A 14,824-nucleotide genomic window follows, 5' to 3' on the forward strand; every position below is an offset into this window, starting at 1 on the left:
CTTATCATTTCGTGCTATCGCATCATCACAGTCACATTGCCCGCGGTCAGCATAATGGTTACCGCCAGGAAGAACATCAGCGAGACGGCGGCCAGCGCCGCGAAGACATAAATCATGCTTTTGCCGATCGTCTGCAGGCAGGTCACGATCGGTGTCTCGCCCAGCGGCTGCATGACGGCGGCGGCCAGATTGTAGATCAGGGCGAGGATCAGGATTTTGATCGCCGGGAATGCGCACAGGAAGAGGATAATGATTACTCCCGACAGCCCGATGGCGTTCTTCACCAGCAGTGAGGCCGAGATGACCGTGTCCGTGGCATCCGCGAACATTTTACCGATCACCGGCACGAAATTCCCTGTAATATATTTGGCCGCGCGTATGGTCACTCCGTCTGTAACCGAGCTGGTAATCCCCCGGACAGAGATCACGCCGAGAAACACCGTCAGCAGCACCCCGAGCAGCCCGGCCCCGATATTGCGCAGCAGGTTGGCCAGATGGGTCAGCTTGTATTTCTCCGACATGGCGCTCACCAGATGCAGTACCGCCGAGAAGAACAGCAGCGGGAAGACCAGCGTATGAATCAGCGTGCCTACGGTATGGATCATGAATACGATCAGCGGGTGGGTCACAGACACCGTGACGATATTGCCCATCGAGGCCAGCAGCGCGAACAGCAGCGGAATCATGGCCATCATGAAATCGATCATCCGGTCGATGGCATCCTTGGCATAACCGATCGCGACATTGAAGCTGTTAACGGCGATGACCAGCACCACCATGTAGCAGAGCATATAAGCGATCTTACTGACGGATTTCCGTTCAAAAGCAGTCTGCAGCGTCTCCAGAATCATGCTCAGCACACTGATCATCACAATCGTGACCAGCAGCTTGCCGTTATAGAGCACCTCGTGCCACATGAAGTTCATCAGGCCGGCCAATACGCTTTTGAAGCTTAAGCCCTTATCTCCCGGCAGCAGCATATCCATCAAGGAAGGCGTCCGGCCCTCCGGGAAAAATCCCCCGTAATCCTTCATCAGCTGGTCCCAGTAAGACTCCACTTTGTCCTTTGGCAGATGCTCCACCTGCCCCTTCACCCACTGGTCAACAGGAGACGTAGAGCCTCCGCTGCCGCCTGCAGCCGGGGACGAAGGAACCGGGGCCGTGCTTGCAGCATCTGCAACACTTGCAGAACTTGCGGCGCTTGCCGTGCTTCCACACAGCAGAAGCAGCTGGAGCACCAGCAGCAGGGCTGGCAGAAGCAGGAGCGCTTTTACCCCTTTTGGCGGCCGAAAAAACCTATGCTCCTGCATTCCCCTCACCTCCGCTTTACTCCAACTTGTCCGGCATATCCGCTGTATCAGGCTGGCAGCAGCTTCATGACGGTTTCAATAATAATGCTGATAATCGGAACAGCCAGCACCATGATCAGCACCTTGCCGGCCAGCTCAATCTTGGAAGCAATCGATTCCTGCCCGGCATCCCTCACAATCTGCGCCCCGAATTCCGCGATATAGGAGATGCCGATGATTTTGAACACGGTTTTGATATGGATCATTTCCATCCCGGAGGATTCCGCGACCCGCTCCAGCGTACCGAGAATCGTTCCGATCTTGCCGATCAGGAACAAGAATATGAGAATGCCGGCCGCAGTGGTGAGCAGGAAGGCAAATACCGGCTTTTGCTCCTTCAGGACGAGGATCAGGACCGTCGCCAAGATGCCAATTCCCACAATCTGAATGATTTCCATAACTTCAGCCTACTGAAAAAGAAAAATCGTTTTGATTTCCTGCAGCAGCCCATCCAGCATCCGGATGACCATGAACAGGACGATGATAAAGCCGACAATCGTTACCCAGTGGGCGATATCCTCTTTGCCCATCTGCTTAAGCACCGTGTGGATCATGGCGATAATGATGCCGATGCCGGCAATCTGAAAGATCGCGTTGACTTCAATATTCATTCCTGGCACCTCGCTAAAAGATCAAAATGACGATCAATGCTCCAAGCAGCAGCCCCAGGCTTTTGCTCACCTTCTCATACTTGCCCTGATCTTCTCTGGCCGCTGTCTCCTCCTGCTTCAATTGCTGTAAAGCCAGAGCAATATGCGTGCTCTGATTCGGCCGGTCACTGGTTCCAAGCGTGCAGCTGAGCTGCCGGATAATTTCCTTCTCCGTGCCCCGCAGCGATGCGCTGCTCCAGTGGGCTTCCACCGCCCGCCGGATGGCCTCTTCCGCACTGTAGTTATGCGGCGGATTCATCTCATCCGCCGCCGTAAGGAAGAAGGCCCGCAGCGGCTCCTTCGTCTGCAGCCCGATCCGGCGCAGCGCCTCCGGCAGCGGCGTGTAGCCGTACTGGATCTCGGTCTCCAGCCGCTGGAGCGCGGCAATCAAGGCCCGGATATGCCTCGGCCGGTCCGCATACTGGGCCGCCCGCTTGAAGCCGGCCAGTGTGCCGGCCAGCACAATCAGTACCGCGCCAAGGAGCTTAAGCATGGCGGTCACCCCCTGACACCGGCTGCTCCTCCGGCGAGACCAGCAGCAGCCCGCGCTTCTGGGCATCCAGAATGCGGAAGGACAAGCCGGAGGCTCCGCGGTGCAGAATCACATACCGCTCGAACATCCGGTGCTCCAGCAGCCCGCCGAGCCCGGGCCGCCGGGCCAGCTCGGACACTTCCTTGCCGTGCGCGGAAGCGACCACCGAGATTCCGGCGTGCAGCGCCTCGGTCACCGCCTCCGCGTCCTCCACGCGGCCGATTTCATCGGCGATCAGCACATCGGGCGACAGGGAGCGGATCATCATCATCATGCCTTCCGCCTTGGGGCAACCGTCCAGAATATCCGTGCGCGGCCCGACATCAAAAGCCGGAATTCCCCGGCGGCTGCCCGCAATCTCGGAGCGTTCGTCGACGATGCCGACCTTCAGCCCCGGCCGGCTGCCATCCCGGCCCCCGCTTGTACCTGCCGACAGCTGCCTGGCCAGATCGCGCAGCAGTGTGGTCTTGCCATGCTGCGGCGGGGACAGGATCAGCGTATGCATGACCCGCTGCCGCCCCCGGTCTAGCAGATAAGGCAGCACGCCGTCGGCGATGCCGTGCACCTCACGGGCAATCCGCACGTTGAAGCCGGTAATATCACGCAGATGCTCCACGCCGCCCCCGCTTAAGACCGTCCGGCCGCAGAGGCCGATCCGGTGTCCGCCCGGAATGGTGATGAAGCCCTTGCGCAGCTCCTCTTCCATCGTATAGAGGGAATGATTGCTGATGAGGTCCAGCAGCCGGTGCGTATCCTCCCGGTCCGGCCGGTACGCCTCGCCGGGTAGCTGGGTCAGGGTGCCGCCAGTACCGATGAAATGATACTTGCCGGAATAGTTGATCTCCAGCGGCCGTCCCTCACGGACGCGAATCTCCTCCACCTTGTCCAGGAGCGCAGCGGGGAGGCCGCCGAGCAGCGCTCTTACTTTTTCGGGAAACAACAGAAGCCAGTCATTTGCCATACCAGGTACCCCCAAGCTGTCCTCTACTAATAGCTTTATTTCATATTTATGCTTGTACTTATGCTTTATGCCTATCATCTATCATTTCTTGAGAATCCCGAATAAGAGAATAGCCACCCCGCAGCCAATCCAGCCTAGCTTGCCCCAGGACAGCTGCTCTGCCATCCCTGTAAGGCCGACAGCCGTGGTCAGAATGAGGATCGTAGGGCCGACAAGCGCCAATCCCGAATTGACAGCCAGCGCCTTATCCACTTGGTTCAGCTTCAGCATAATCAAGGCCGCTGCAATCTCCACAGTGCCGGACAGCAGCCGCAGGCCAGACATCCAGCTTACATACTTGTCCAATGTTCTCAACTCCTTCGTTCAAATCTATGGATCGTACACATACCCTGCATATCAAACAAGCTGTTATCCATGGATATGCGGAAAGGGGCGACTTTAGACAAGAAGAAATGGGGATACTAGCGGAGAATTCAGGAGGTGTGAAAGAAATCATAGTGCCGCCCTCTATAAAAAAATATCATCGGTATGATAAAATTAATTTTGCCGTATCCAAAGATAACTGAGCAAAGAAGGGGATCACAGTCATGCAAGTTCGCAATTTCGTAGTACCGCTTGTATCAGGAACGATAGCCAGACAGGTAAAAGAGGTAGCTATTATTGTATTTTCAGCCTTTCTGGTAGCAGCAGGGCTCCGCCTGTTCCTGATTCCGCATCAATTGCTCAGCGGCGGTGTAGCCGGGACAGCTTCCATCATCGGGTATTTGACTCATCCCAAATTTATCTCGCTGTACTATTTCGCCATCAATCTCCCGATCCTGATCTGGGGCTTCGTCGCCGTGGGCAAAAAGTACATCTGCTATAGCATGCTGTCTGTACTGTGCACTACCTGGTTCCTGACCGTTATCCCTGTGGTGAAGCTCACCAAGGACCCGATCCTGGCCAGTATCTTCGGCGGGGTGATTATTGCGGGAGGGGTGGGCTTCTCGCTGCGGGCGGGCGGTTCTTCCGGGGGCTTCGACATTCTCGGCTCTATCATTACCCGTAAGCGGGATATTCCCATGGGCACCGTGTTGTTCGTCATGGACGGCCTGGTAATCTTAAGTCTGGGCTTCTTCAAAAGCTGGGATTCCGCGCTCTACGCGATGCTCTGTATCTTCGTCAAAAGCCGGGTGGTGGATATGATTCACATCCGCCATGTCAAGCTGACCTGCTTCATCGTCACCAAGGAGCGCGAGAAAATGCTGAACCGGCTGACCAGCCTGCCGCACGGCATCACCGTTGTGAACGCAGAGGGCGGGTACAGTCAGGAGGGCAATACGATGCTGATGACCGTAACCACCCGCTATGAGCTGGCAGATCTGCGCAAGACGATTCTGGAGACCGATCCGAAATCTTTCGTTAACGTGCTGGAGACGGTAGAGATTATGGGCAGGTTCCGGCGGCTAAGCTAGTGAGTGCATGTTGCGGGCCATTCCTAACTTATGTATGATGCAAAAAGAGTGCAGTTCTCCGCTTCGGCGGGGAACTGCACTCTTTTTGTTTTGCGTCTTTGTGTTAAGCATGATGGCACAATGTACTTGGTTATTCGCATACATTTGGCCCATTACCCTAACGACGGCACAATGTATTCGGTTTTTCGCATACATTCAACCTTATAATTTGCGGCTTAGCGGCGGTCCTGTGGACCTCCAACGAAGGCTTGCTCTTGTGTATCCAGGTTATAGGCGGTATGCAGCGCCTGAATAATCTGCTGCAGGTTGCCGGATTCAATCACACAGGACACCTTGATCTCGGAGGTGCTGACCATCTTGATGCTCACGCCTTCATTCGAGATCACCTCGAACATTTTGGCGGCAACACCCGGGTGGCTGACCATTCCGGCGCCGACAATCGACACCTTGACCAGACTGTCCTCGGAAGTCACTTCACGGTAAGGCAATACGCTGTGCAGCCCCTCGATGACCTCCTTGGCCTTCACCAGATCGCCAAGCGCTACAGTGAAGGAGAAATCTGCCGTCTCGTTTTGTACTCCGCTCTGCACGATAATGTCAACATCCACGCCCTCATCGGCCAGCTTGCCGAATACCTGGGCGAGTACCCCCGGCACATCAGGAACTCCCAGAATACTGATCCGGGCCACATTCTTGTCATAGGCAATTCCGCTTACTACTACACCCTGCTCCATGCTTGCTTCCTCCTTCACCACAGTACCTTCATTATGGTTAAAGCTTGATCTTACGACCAGCTTCACTTGATATCGTTTGGCATATTCCACGGCACGCGGATGCAGCACAGCTGCCCCGAGATTCGCCAGCTCCAGCATCTCGTCGTAGGAGATTTCCTTCAGCTTGCGCGCCGTCTTCACAATACGCGGGTCAGTCGAGTAGATGCCGTCTACGTCAGTGTAGATCTCGCAGACATCCGCTTTGATCGCTGCGGCCAGCGCAACCGCTGTCGTATCCGAGCCTCCGCGGCCCAGCGTGGTGATCTCGCCATCCAGCGTCATGCCCTGGAAGCCGGCTACAATCACAATCTGTTCACGCTCCAGCGATTCCAGCACCCGGCGTGGAACAATCTCACTGATCCGTGCCCGGCCGTGGGTCTCATCAGTACGGAACCCGGCCTGCCAGCCTGTATAGGATACTGCATTCCGTCCGATTCCGTGAAGCGCAATCGACAGAAGCGCAACGGAGATCTGCTCTCCGGTAGTCATCAGCATATCCATCTCGCGTGCGGGGGGCTGACCGTTCAGCTGATTCGCCTGATCGATCAGATCATCTGTGGTATCTCCCATAGCGGAGACCACCACAACGCAGCGGTGTCCTTCATCCTGCTTGGCTGCGATCCGCCCGGCGACCCGCTTCATACGTTCAATGTCGCCGACGGAGCTGCCCCCGAATTTCATGACATAAAGTGACAAAGTTCCATTCACTCCCTATTTCGCTCTAAAGTAGCTTAAATTTTGGTTAACGCTTTAACACAGTATAATACGAAAATCATAACATGCGTTAATGGTTTCACAAAATAATATGCCCATTTTTGAAGAACCCGGCCATAACCCCGAACCCGCCACGGCCTGCTCAGGCTCCATTCAGGGGCACTAGTGCTCCTCATTCGCTCATCCAGCCCGCTTCCGCTCCATTCAGGGGCACTAATGCCCTCATTCGCTCATCCAGCCCGCTTCGGCCCAATTCAGGGGCACTAATGCTCCTCATTCGCTCATCCAGCCCGCTTCGGCCCAATTCAACAGCACTAGTGCTCCTCATTCGCTCATCCAACCCGCTTCGGCCCAATTCAGGGGCACTAGTGCTCCTCATTCGCTCGTCCAGCCCGCTTCGGCCCAATTCAGGGGCACTAATGCACCTCATTCGCTCATCCAGCCAGCTTCGGCTCAATTCAGGTGCACTAATGCTCCTCATTCGCTCATACAGCCCGCTTCGGCCCAATTCAGGGGCACTAGTGCTCCTCATTCGCTCATCCAGCCCGCTTCGGCCCAATTCTGGTGCACTAGTGCACCTCATTCGCTCGTCCAGCCCGCTTCGGCCCAATTCTGGTGCACTAGTGCACCTCATTCGCTCATTTAGCCCGCTTCGGCCCAATTCAACAGCACTAGTGCTCCTCATTCGCTCATCCGGCCCGCTTCGGCCCAATTCTGGTGCACTAGTGCACCTCATTCGCTCATCCGGCCGCTTCAGCCCAATTCAACAGCATTTGTGCTCCTCATTACTCTCCTTCACGCCACATTCCGTCCCACCGTAGGCTTCCGTCAAAGGGATTTATCCCTTTGATTCCTAATGTGCTGCCCACTTTCTGCGAATCTGAGGGATTCATCCCTTTGATTTCCCGGTCCTGTCCACTTTTAGCTTAATCTAAGGGATTTATCCCTTTAATTCCCCCGTTTAGCTAACTTCCCGCTAAATCAGAGGGATTTATCCCTTTCATCCCTTTCATCCTTTTTATCCTTTTCATCCCCTTTCCCCATCACTTCTTCCCTCTCGGCCAGCTGCCACACAAGTGGAAACGGCCTTGCCATCCTTTTGAAGGACGGTATCGTTTCAGCGTAAATTGAAGGATAATTTATAGCTTGAAACATATAAGTTTATTTGCAAAAAAAGACCTCCGCCGCATCAAGCGGGGAGGCCCTCAAGTTACATCTGGAATCCAAAAAGGCTCCTACGCGCGGGAGATATATTTACCTTCGCGGGTATCGACCAGGAGAACATCTCCTTCATTGATGAACAGCGGTACCTGGACCGTATGACCGGTCTCCAGAACAGCCGCTTTGGTTGCGCCTTGAGCCGTGTTGCCCTTAACGCCAGGTTCGGTCTCGGTAACCTTCAGCTCTACGCTGGTCGGCAGGTTGATCCCGAGAATTTCGCCCTGATAGCTGACGATATTTACCGTCATGTTCTCTCTAAGGAAGTTAAGCTCCCATTCAAGCTGCTTGGCTGTCAATTCGAACTGGTCGTAAGTCTCGTTGTCCATGAACACATGCTCAGAGCCGCTTGCATACAGATACTGTACGCCACGGTTCTCGATGATGGCGCGGCCAATGGTTTCACCGGCACGGAATGTGCGTTCAACCGTATTGCCGTTACGCAGGTTCTTCAGCTTGGAGCGGACGAAGGCTGCGCCTTTACCCGGCTTCACGTGCTGGAAATCTAGGACGGTGAAGATGTCCCCTTCTACTTCTACGGTCAGGCCTGTCTTAAAATCGTTAACTGAAATCACAAAAAATCCCTCCTGGAATCCATAAATGAACTGAATGATAGTGTCTTACAGTACCAAATAATCCTTCGATGAATGTGTCAGCAGCGTGATGCCGCTCTCGGTAATGACAATATCATCTTCAATCCGAACGCCGCCAAGGCCCGAGAGATAGATTCCCGGCTCCACAGTGACAACCATCCCCGGCTGGATGACTTCATCCGCCAGCTTAGATAAGCGCGGCCATTCATGTACTTCCATCCCGAGACCATGGCCTGTGCTGTGGCCGAAGTATTCACCATACCCGTAGCGGGTGATGATATCACGGGCCAGGGCATCACACTCACGGCCGGTCATGCCGGGCTTGATATGCGCCAGCGTATGAAGCTGCGCTTCAAGCACAATATCGTAGATCTCCTTCAGCTTAGGGTCCGGTGATCCCAGAGCAATCGTACGGGTCACATCGGAGCAGTAACCGTCCAGGAGTGCGCCGAAATCGAAGGTGACGAATTCGTTGTTCCCGATAACCTTGCTGCTCGCTACACCATGCGGCATAGCTGAACGCTCACCGGAAGCGACGATCGTATCGAACGAAGACGAAGTTGCACCATGCGTACGCATGTAGAACTCCATTTCCAGATCGACATCGCGTTCTGTCATGCCCGGCTTGATCACATTCAGGATATGACTGAACGTGGCGTCTGCCAGATCGGCAGCCCGCTGCATAACAGCCAGCTCTTCCTCGTCCTTGAACATACGCAGGTTCTCAACAGCCTTCGATACCGGTACCATAGCTGCCGGGGCAAGAGCCTCCGCATAAGCGGTGTACGCACTGAAGGTCACATCATCCTGCTCGAAGCCGACACGGACTTGTCCGCCCTTCGGCAGCAGTTCCCGCACGGTGTCAATGAATTTCGAGTCATGCTGTACCACCTTGAGGCCATTCACCTGTTCCGAGGCCTGTGTCATATACCGGAAGTCCGTCAGCAGATAACTGTCATCACCGGTAACCAGTACATACCCGGAGGAGCCGGTGAACCCACTCAAATAGCGGCGGTTATATCCGCTGGTAATTAACATCGCATCCAGTCCCAGTTCCTGCAGAACCTTACGCAGCTTGGAGACGCGCTTGTTGCCCATTTTCATTCTCCTCTCGAAATAGCCACATTGTATTTTACCATAGCGGCAGGCCAACTGAGAAGTTTTTTCGAAGGGCCTAGGCTAGCTTCGTCTGCTGTTCGCGTTTGCGTTCATCCGTATACTCGATTGCCGCCGTATATCCGATGAATAATCCCCAGAGCAGGAAGAGGCAGAATTCGCTGATGACCGTGTTCCACGGCAGCTTGAACGGCGGCTGGAGCAGGAATAAGCGCGAGCATGCAAGGAATAGGACCGACCACCACAGCACCCCGTATATCATCCCAGGCCAAGGGCCGTTAAGTTTCCGGAAAATAAACACGTAGATCAAGGAAGCCAATACAGAGAGTACGATGAAGCATAAATAACCAAGCAGATGCCCGGCAGGGGTCAGCAGAAATTCATGCTTGAAAAAGGGTTCCGCCAAAAATCCCGGAATGACCTTGGTAAAGTGCAGAACATACATCAGCCAGTGCAATCCACCCCAGATTAAACCGGCGAAATAACCTAGTTCAATGGAGAAATAAAAAGGATTCGTCTGAACGTTTTTTTGCTTGCTTGAAGAACTCATAGAGCCGCCTCTCTTTCGGTATGGGGTTAATCCGGTTTCCACTCCGCTCTCTATGCCTAGTATGTACAGCTAACGGCAATCCAACTAGTAATGTGTTTAAAAATTAGTTACAATGTATTATATAAATCATATCAATATACGGGAAGGTGAATTGGTTGTCCCAGGAAACTCCCAGTTACGGCGGCCAAGCCGTCATCGAAGGCGTCATGTTCGGCGGCAAGCATGTCAACGTAACAGCAGTAAGACGAAAGAATCAGGAGATTACATTTTTGGAGGTGCCGAAGAGCGATAAGAGCTGGGTCCTTAAACTGCGCAAGATTCCGCTGCTTCGCGGCATTGTCAGTATTATAGATTCCAGCGCCAAAGGCTCGAAGCATCTGAACTATTCGGCAGAATCCTATGCCGAGGATGAGACGGAGCCGGAAGAGCTTGCCAAGCAGCAGGCGAAAGGCAAGGACAAGAAGAAGGACGAAGGCTGGAGCCTCGGAATGATCTTCGGCGTAGCTGTAATGGGGATTCTGTCTTTCCTGTTCGGCAAGCTGATTTTCACGCTGGTCCCGGTATTCGTAGAAGATTTTTTGTTCAAGAATGTATTTGACAACTATATTCTGCACAACCTTGTGGAAGGCGGCATCAAGCTGATTCTCCTGCTTGTCTATCTCTGGGCGATCTCACAGACGCCAGTAATCAAGCGGCTCTTCCAGTATCACGGAGCTGAGCACAAGGTCATCAGCGCCTTTGAAGCCGGTGAAGAGCTGACCGTAGCGAACGTACAGAAATACAGCCGTCTGCATTACCGCTGCGGAAGCAGCTTCATGATGCTGACGATTATCCTCGGTGTAATTATCTACTCGGTCGTCCCGTGGGATTCCCTGATGGAACGGGTGCTGCAGCGTATCGTTCTTTTGCCGGTGGTCATCGGAATCTCATTCGAGGTACTGAAGGGCACCAATGCGGTAAGAGATATTCCCGGCCTTAAGTATCTGGGGTACCCGGGCCTGTGGCTGCAGTTGCTGACTACCAAGGAGCCTAAGGACGATATGGTAGAGGTGTCGATCGCTTCCTTCAACCGGATGCGGGAGCTGGACGCTGCAATTGAAGCAAAAGGATATTCGGAGGCAAGTGTGTCAGGCGGCATTTTGGATCCTGCGAAAGGATGATTAGCCAATGATCAGACATGCTTTGATATTTTGGATCACGACAGCTCTTGCCGTATGGGGCCTGGTGGCAGATATTATGGCGCGCGGCCTGATGGCCCTGTCCATCTTTATCTTACCCCTGATTCTGTTGGGACTGTTGTATTACGCCTACAAGATAGCCCCCGGCAGAATGGGCGGCGGACCCGGACGTCCGCGCACCAAGGTTAAGCCTTCAGCCAAGACGATGTCCAAGGTTGCCGGCATCCGCAAGACCACTGGCTCACCCGGTAAGCGCAAAAGCTATCCCTTCCAGGTTATCGAAGGCAGTAAGGGTAAGAATGACGATCAGTTGCCCAAATATCACTGAATACTGAATTTGCGAAATAAAGCTGCAAAAGGCATCCCCGCGTTATTGAAATAACGTGGGGATGCCTTTTTTTGTTACCGCCTTGGAACGGCGGGCTGAAGGGGTGCCCTCCTGGTGTAGGACGGCGGTGCCGGACGATAGTTAGCGAAGAACTCTTCTCCGGCTGTGATGCCCGCCGTATACAAGGCGTCCGTCTGTGCCTGCGTGATATGAAACTCGGTGGTTGATATGCCCAGCGTAGGGATTTTGACCGTACGAACGAATTTATCCGTCTCAATATACCGTTCATCATGCGCGGAGAGCATCGTCTCCACCATCGCCTCCAGCATGCTGAACGGCCCCGTAATATGATGGGGCTGCGGAGTAGTCTTCCCAATCAGCTGATAGCCGATGGTTGGTGTCCTGCGCTGCGGTGAGAGGAAGCCGTCCTTCTTCTCATCGAACAGCCAGAGCGGGAAATTACTCAACACCCCGCCGTCCACCATATAGACCAGCTGCCCGCTGAACGATTTTCCTCTGGCCGCCTCTCCGGCCAGCCGCAGGATCACCGGATCGAAGAAGTACGGAATGCTGCAGCTCATCCGCACCGCCTTGGCAACTTCGAAGCGCTCAGGCTCGATCCCGTACAGCACCAGATCATCAGGCAGCACCACAATCCGCCCGTTGCTGATATCTGAGGTAATCACCCGCAGCTTGCCGCGCGGCAGATCCCGGAACGTAACTACCCCCTGCTCCAGCAGCAGGCCGCGAATCCATGCTTCCAGCGCCTCGCCGGAGTACAGCCCCTTCTTGAGCAGCACACGCAAGGCCGGTCCGACGAAGGCGGTGTTGTAGAGCGCTCCCCGCTTCAGGAAGGAGGTGAACGGCGTACGCCGGATAATCCGGCTCATGGTCTCACCGCTGTACCCCGCTGCCAGCAGCGAGGCAATGATCGAACCGGATGAGGTTCCTGCCACCCGCCCGAAGCTGCGGCCCGAGCGTTCTGTCGCCTCCACCGCACCTGCCAGAGCAACTCCTTTTACTCCCCCGCCTTCAAATACTGCATTAATCTCCATACATGGCAAACCCCCGTTCCATAGAATGTATTGTTATCTATGAGCACGGGGGACTATTCATGACTTAACTCTTGAAATAGAAGCTGAGCAGACTGGCCAGCCCGTACGGGTCACGGACGACAATATCATTCGCCCGGAACAGGATGCTGCCTGACACCTCATCGTATTTCTCATTATATTTGAGCTGGTTGATAATTTGATCTCCGCTCTGCCATTCCGCTGTTTGCTTGGGATCCCCAACCTTGTAGGAGGCCAGACCGATGTACAGCTTAACCTTCGTTCCCTTAACCTCGTTCACCCACCAGTCCACCAGCTTATCATAACGGGCGGCGCTGAAGGAGAGACTCCAATAGACCTGCGGAGCTACATAATCGATCCAGCCGTTTTGAATCCAGGTGCGCACATCCGCATACATATCATCATAGGCTGACACCCCTGCTGTAGTATCTGAGCCGGTGCTGTCCACCTTTTTGTTGCGCCATACCCCGAACGGGCTCACCCCGTAAGAGACGGACGGCTTCGCTGCATGAATCTCCTGCCCCAGCTGACGGATGAACTGATTGATATTATCCCTCCGCCAGTCGCCTTTGCTGGTAATCCCTTGTGTATTGAAGGTCTTGAAGGCCGTATCATCGGCAAAAGCTACATTGGACGGATAGAAGTAATCATCCAGATGTACTCCATCGATATCATACCCTCTGACCACCTCCATCACCGTGTCAATGATATGCTGCCGCGCTTCCGGAATCCCCGGATTTATGTACAGCTTGTTATCGGCCTTGACGATCCAGTCCGGATGAAGCTTGGCTACATGGTTGGGGGCCAGACTGCTGGTAGAAGCATCTGTGGTGGCCCGGAACGGATTGAACCAGGCATGCAGCTGCATCCCCCGGCTGTGGGCACTGTCAACCATATAGGCAAGCGGGTCATAGCCGGGCTCTTTTCCCTGTGTACCGCTAAGCACCTTGGACCAGGGAACGATCTGTGAAGGATAAAGCGCATCACCAGACGGTCTGACCTGAACGAATACACTATTGAATCCGGCTGCCTTCAGCTTGTCCAGCAGGCTGTCGAACTCCTTCTTCTGCTTGTCGGGATTGCCTGCCGAAGACGTTGAGGGCCAATCCAGATTATACACGGTAGATACCCAGGCGCCCTTCATCGCCTTTGCGGTCTTGGCACCAGGAATCGAAGGTACGGTTGGTGACGGTACCGTTGGTATTGGCACAGATGGCGTAGGTACAGTTGGTGTAGGCACTGACGGAACTGACGGCGTCACAGGTGTAGAAGGACCGCCGATTTCCATGCCGGAGTATAAGGAAATATGCTTCGTAGCCTGATCCCAGAGTACCTGCAGCCCAAGCTGCTCGCTTACAAAGCGAAGCGGTACCATCACCCGCCCCTGCGTGATCTGTACAGAAGTATCCAGACGGACGGCAGCACCGTTAACGATGGCGCTTGTTTTGCCGCTGGTCAGCTGCAGTACATTATTATCCTTGCTGATGGTTGCTGTCTTACTGGCCTGATCCCATTTCACACCGGCACCCAGTCCCTGGCTAACCACCCCAGCAGGCACCATTGTAACATTAGTACGTGTAATATAAGGCGGCACATCCGGGTTCAGCGTCTCCCCATCCAGTTCAATGGTGATTTGCACAGCAGCTGCGCGCACACCCGGCGTCCACACGGGCAGACATAACATAATCACGAGCAGTCCTACGATCCATTTACGGTAATTCATAATTCCTCCCAGGTGTTGAAGTTGTATATAGACAAAAAAATAGCCCTCTCGTCCTTGGTTCAGGGAGAAGGCCGTTCTTTTGTAAACGGAAGCCTTCCTTAGGTGAAAAAGGAACGGTACCCGTTTTGACGTAAAAAAACTGGAAAGGTTGCGCTAATCAAACAAAAAAAGCCACGTTTATGAATCGCTGGCTATCTCATGGTGAATATCGTACAAGGTCTGCACACGCGCTTCATCCCGGCGGAAATATTCCACCAGCGTTTCGATCCGGGTGATGGAATCCCAGCTCAAGTGATGCTCAATGCCTTCAACATCCTTATAAATATGCTCTTGCTGTACCCCAATAATCCCGAGGAACTCCTCCAGCAGCTGATGGCGGTCCACAAGACGTTTCCCCACTTTTTTTCCTTTGCTTGTTAGGACAAGCCCACGATATTTCTCATAGATGAGATATTCGTCCTTATCCAGTTTTTGGATCATCTTGGTCACAGAGGAGGGATGGACTTCCAGCCCCTCGGCAATATCCGAGACCCGCGCATAACCCTTCTCGTCGATGAGCTTATATATGCGCTCCAAATAATCCTCCATGCTGGGTGTTGGCATTCTAGCTTA

The 14,824-nt window shown here is 54.0% G+C and carries 16 protein-coding genes; 3 read left to right on the forward strand and 13 right to left on the reverse strand.

What is annotated here, in order from left to right:
- Positions 1-14: 14 nt before the first annotated feature.
- From spoIIIAE to NSS83_RS08425, 6 genes are all read right to left on the reverse strand, one after another.
- Positions 15-1,310, reverse strand: a complete 1,296-nt coding sequence (gene spoIIIAE / locus NSS83_RS08400; protein WP_341348034.1) for a stage III sporulation protein AE — start codon at positions 1,308-1,310, stop codon at positions 15-17.
- Between the two features lie 47 nt (positions 1,311-1,357).
- The gene (gene spoIIIAD / locus NSS83_RS08405) at positions 1,358-1,747 is read right to left on the reverse strand and encodes a stage III sporulation protein AD (RefSeq protein ID WP_036698407.1); all 390 of its coding nucleotides are present in this window, start codon (positions 1,745-1,747) and stop codon (positions 1,358-1,360) included.
- Between the two features lie 9 nt (positions 1,748-1,756).
- Positions 1,757-1,960 (reverse strand): stage III sporulation protein AC, encoded by a 204-nt coding sequence (gene spoIIIAC, locus NSS83_RS08410; protein ID WP_020426549.1) that lies wholly within the window; start codon positions 1,958-1,960, stop codon positions 1,757-1,759.
- A gap of 13 nt (positions 1,961-1,973) precedes the next feature.
- Entirely contained in the window at positions 1,974-2,492 is a 519-nt protein-coding gene (gene spoIIIAB / locus NSS83_RS08415; RefSeq protein WP_036698413.1) for a stage III sporulation protein SpoIIIAB, read from the reverse strand.
- On the reverse strand, positions 2,485-3,492 hold the full coding sequence (spoIIIAA, locus tag NSS83_RS08420) for a stage III sporulation protein AA (RefSeq protein ID WP_341348035.1): 1,008 nt from the start codon (positions 3,490-3,492) through the stop codon (positions 2,485-2,487). Before spoIIIAA ends, spoIIIAB begins: the two co-directional genes overlap by 8 nt.
- A gap of 81 nt (positions 3,493-3,573) precedes the next feature.
- Positions 3,574-3,816, reverse strand: a complete 243-nt coding sequence (locus NSS83_RS08425; RefSeq protein ID WP_341185255.1) for a YqhV family protein — start codon at positions 3,814-3,816, stop codon at positions 3,574-3,576.
- 263 nt (positions 3,817-4,079) lie between these two features.
- Between NSS83_RS08425 and NSS83_RS08430 the strand changes: the two genes are divergently transcribed.
- Positions 4,080-4,946: a YitT family protein gene (locus NSS83_RS08430; protein ID WP_341348036.1), complete on the forward strand. Its 867-nt coding sequence runs from the start codon at positions 4,080-4,082 to the stop codon at positions 4,944-4,946.
- Between the two features lie 215 nt (positions 4,947-5,161).
- Here NSS83_RS08430 and NSS83_RS08435 read toward each other — a convergent pair whose 3' ends face one another.
- The 4 genes from NSS83_RS08435 to NSS83_RS08450 form a co-directional block, all read right to left on the reverse strand.
- On the reverse strand, positions 5,162-6,415 hold the full coding sequence (locus NSS83_RS08435) for an aspartate kinase (RefSeq protein ID WP_341184851.1): 1,254 nt from the start codon (positions 6,413-6,415) through the stop codon (positions 5,162-5,164).
- A gap of 1,253 nt (positions 6,416-7,668) precedes the next feature.
- On the reverse strand, positions 7,669-8,226 hold the full coding sequence (gene efp / locus NSS83_RS08440) for an elongation factor P (protein ID WP_036731916.1): 558 nt from the start codon (positions 8,224-8,226) through the stop codon (positions 7,669-7,671).
- Between the two features lie 45 nt (positions 8,227-8,271).
- Entirely contained in the window at positions 8,272-9,342 is a 1,071-nt protein-coding gene (locus NSS83_RS08445; RefSeq protein ID WP_036731914.1) for a Xaa-Pro peptidase family protein, read from the reverse strand.
- 76 nt (positions 9,343-9,418) lie between these two features.
- Positions 9,419-9,910, reverse strand: coding sequence for a YqhR family membrane protein (locus NSS83_RS08450; RefSeq protein ID WP_341184849.1), 492 nt, complete (start codon positions 9,908-9,910; stop codon positions 9,419-9,421).
- A gap of 155 nt (positions 9,911-10,065) precedes the next feature.
- On the opposite strand from NSS83_RS08450, the gene NSS83_RS08455 reads away from it, so the two are divergent.
- Complete coding sequence (locus NSS83_RS08455) at positions 10,066-11,070, forward strand: DUF1385 domain-containing protein (protein ID WP_341184848.1); 1,005 nt, start codon at positions 10,066-10,068, stop codon at positions 11,068-11,070.
- 7 nt (positions 11,071-11,077) lie between these two features.
- The gene (locus tag NSS83_RS08460; protein WP_341184847.1) at positions 11,078-11,416 is read left to right on the forward strand and encodes a hypothetical protein; all 339 of its coding nucleotides are present in this window, start codon (positions 11,078-11,080) and stop codon (positions 11,414-11,416) included.
- A gap of 74 nt (positions 11,417-11,490) precedes the next feature.
- On the opposite strand, the gene NSS83_RS08465 is transcribed toward NSS83_RS08460, so the two are convergent.
- The 3 genes from NSS83_RS08465 to mntR form a co-directional block, all read right to left on the reverse strand.
- Positions 11,491-12,471, reverse strand: coding sequence for a patatin-like phospholipase family protein (locus tag NSS83_RS08465; protein WP_341348037.1), 981 nt, complete (start codon positions 12,469-12,471; stop codon positions 11,491-11,493).
- 64 nt (positions 12,472-12,535) lie between these two features.
- The gene (locus NSS83_RS08470) at positions 12,536-14,212 is read right to left on the reverse strand and encodes a family 10 glycosylhydrolase (RefSeq protein WP_341348038.1); all 1,677 of its coding nucleotides are present in this window, start codon (positions 14,210-14,212) and stop codon (positions 12,536-12,538) included.
- 177 nt (positions 14,213-14,389) lie between these two features.
- On the reverse strand, positions 14,390-14,815 hold the full coding sequence (gene mntR, locus NSS83_RS08475; protein WP_036698430.1) for a transcriptional regulator MntR: 426 nt from the start codon (positions 14,813-14,815) through the stop codon (positions 14,390-14,392).
- Between the last annotated feature and the right edge of the window lie 9 nt (positions 14,816-14,824).

This window comes from Paenibacillus sp. FSL H3-0469, from assembly GCF_038051945.1.
Taxonomy (GTDB): Bacteria; Bacillota; Bacilli; order Paenibacillales; family Paenibacillaceae; genus Paenibacillus_AQ.

Excerpts from the sequence above, each read along its gene's own strand:
- spoIIIAE (WP_341348034.1), bottom strand. The coding sequence starts at position 1,310 with ATGCAGGAGCATAGGTTTTTTCGGCCGCCAAAAGGGGTAAAAGCGCTC.
- spoIIIAD (WP_036698407.1), bottom strand. The coding sequence starts at position 1,747 with ATGGAAATCATTCAGATTGTGGGAATTGGCATCTTGGCGACGGTCCTG.
- spoIIIAC (WP_020426549.1), bottom strand. The coding sequence starts at position 1,960 with ATGAATATTGAAGTCAACGCGATCTTTCAGATTGCCGGCATCGGCATC.
- spoIIIAB (WP_036698413.1), bottom strand. The coding sequence starts at position 2,492 with ATGCTTAAGCTCCTTGGCGCGGTACTGATTGTGCTGGCCGGCACACTG.
- spoIIIAA (WP_341348035.1), bottom strand. The coding sequence starts at position 3,492 with ATGGCAAATGACTGGCTTCTGTTGTTTCCCGAAAAAGTAAGAGCGCTG.
- NSS83_RS08425 (WP_341185255.1), bottom strand. The coding sequence starts at position 3,816 with ATGTCTGGCCTGCGGCTGCTGTCCGGCACTGTGGAGATTGCAGCGGCC.
- NSS83_RS08430 (WP_341348036.1), top strand. The coding sequence starts at position 4,080 with ATGCAAGTTCGCAATTTCGTAGTACCGCTTGTATCAGGAACGATAGCC.
- NSS83_RS08445 (WP_036731914.1), bottom strand. The coding sequence starts at position 9,342 with ATGGGCAACAAGCGCGTCTCCAAGCTGCGTAAGGTTCTGCAGGAACTG.
- NSS83_RS08450 (WP_341184849.1), bottom strand. The coding sequence starts at position 9,910 with ATGAGTTCTTCAAGCAAGCAAAAAAACGTTCAGACGAATCCTTTTTAT.
- NSS83_RS08460 (WP_341184847.1), top strand. The coding sequence starts at position 11,078 with ATGATCAGACATGCTTTGATATTTTGGATCACGACAGCTCTTGCCGTA.
- NSS83_RS08465 (WP_341348037.1), bottom strand. The coding sequence starts at position 12,471 with ATGGAGATTAATGCAGTATTTGAAGGCGGGGGAGTAAAAGGAGTTGCT.
- NSS83_RS08470 (WP_341348038.1), bottom strand. The coding sequence starts at position 14,212 with ATGAATTACCGTAAATGGATCGTAGGACTGCTCGTGATTATGTTATGT.
- mntR (WP_036698430.1), bottom strand. The coding sequence starts at position 14,815 with ATGCCAACACCCAGCATGGAGGATTATTTGGAGCGCATATATAAGCTC.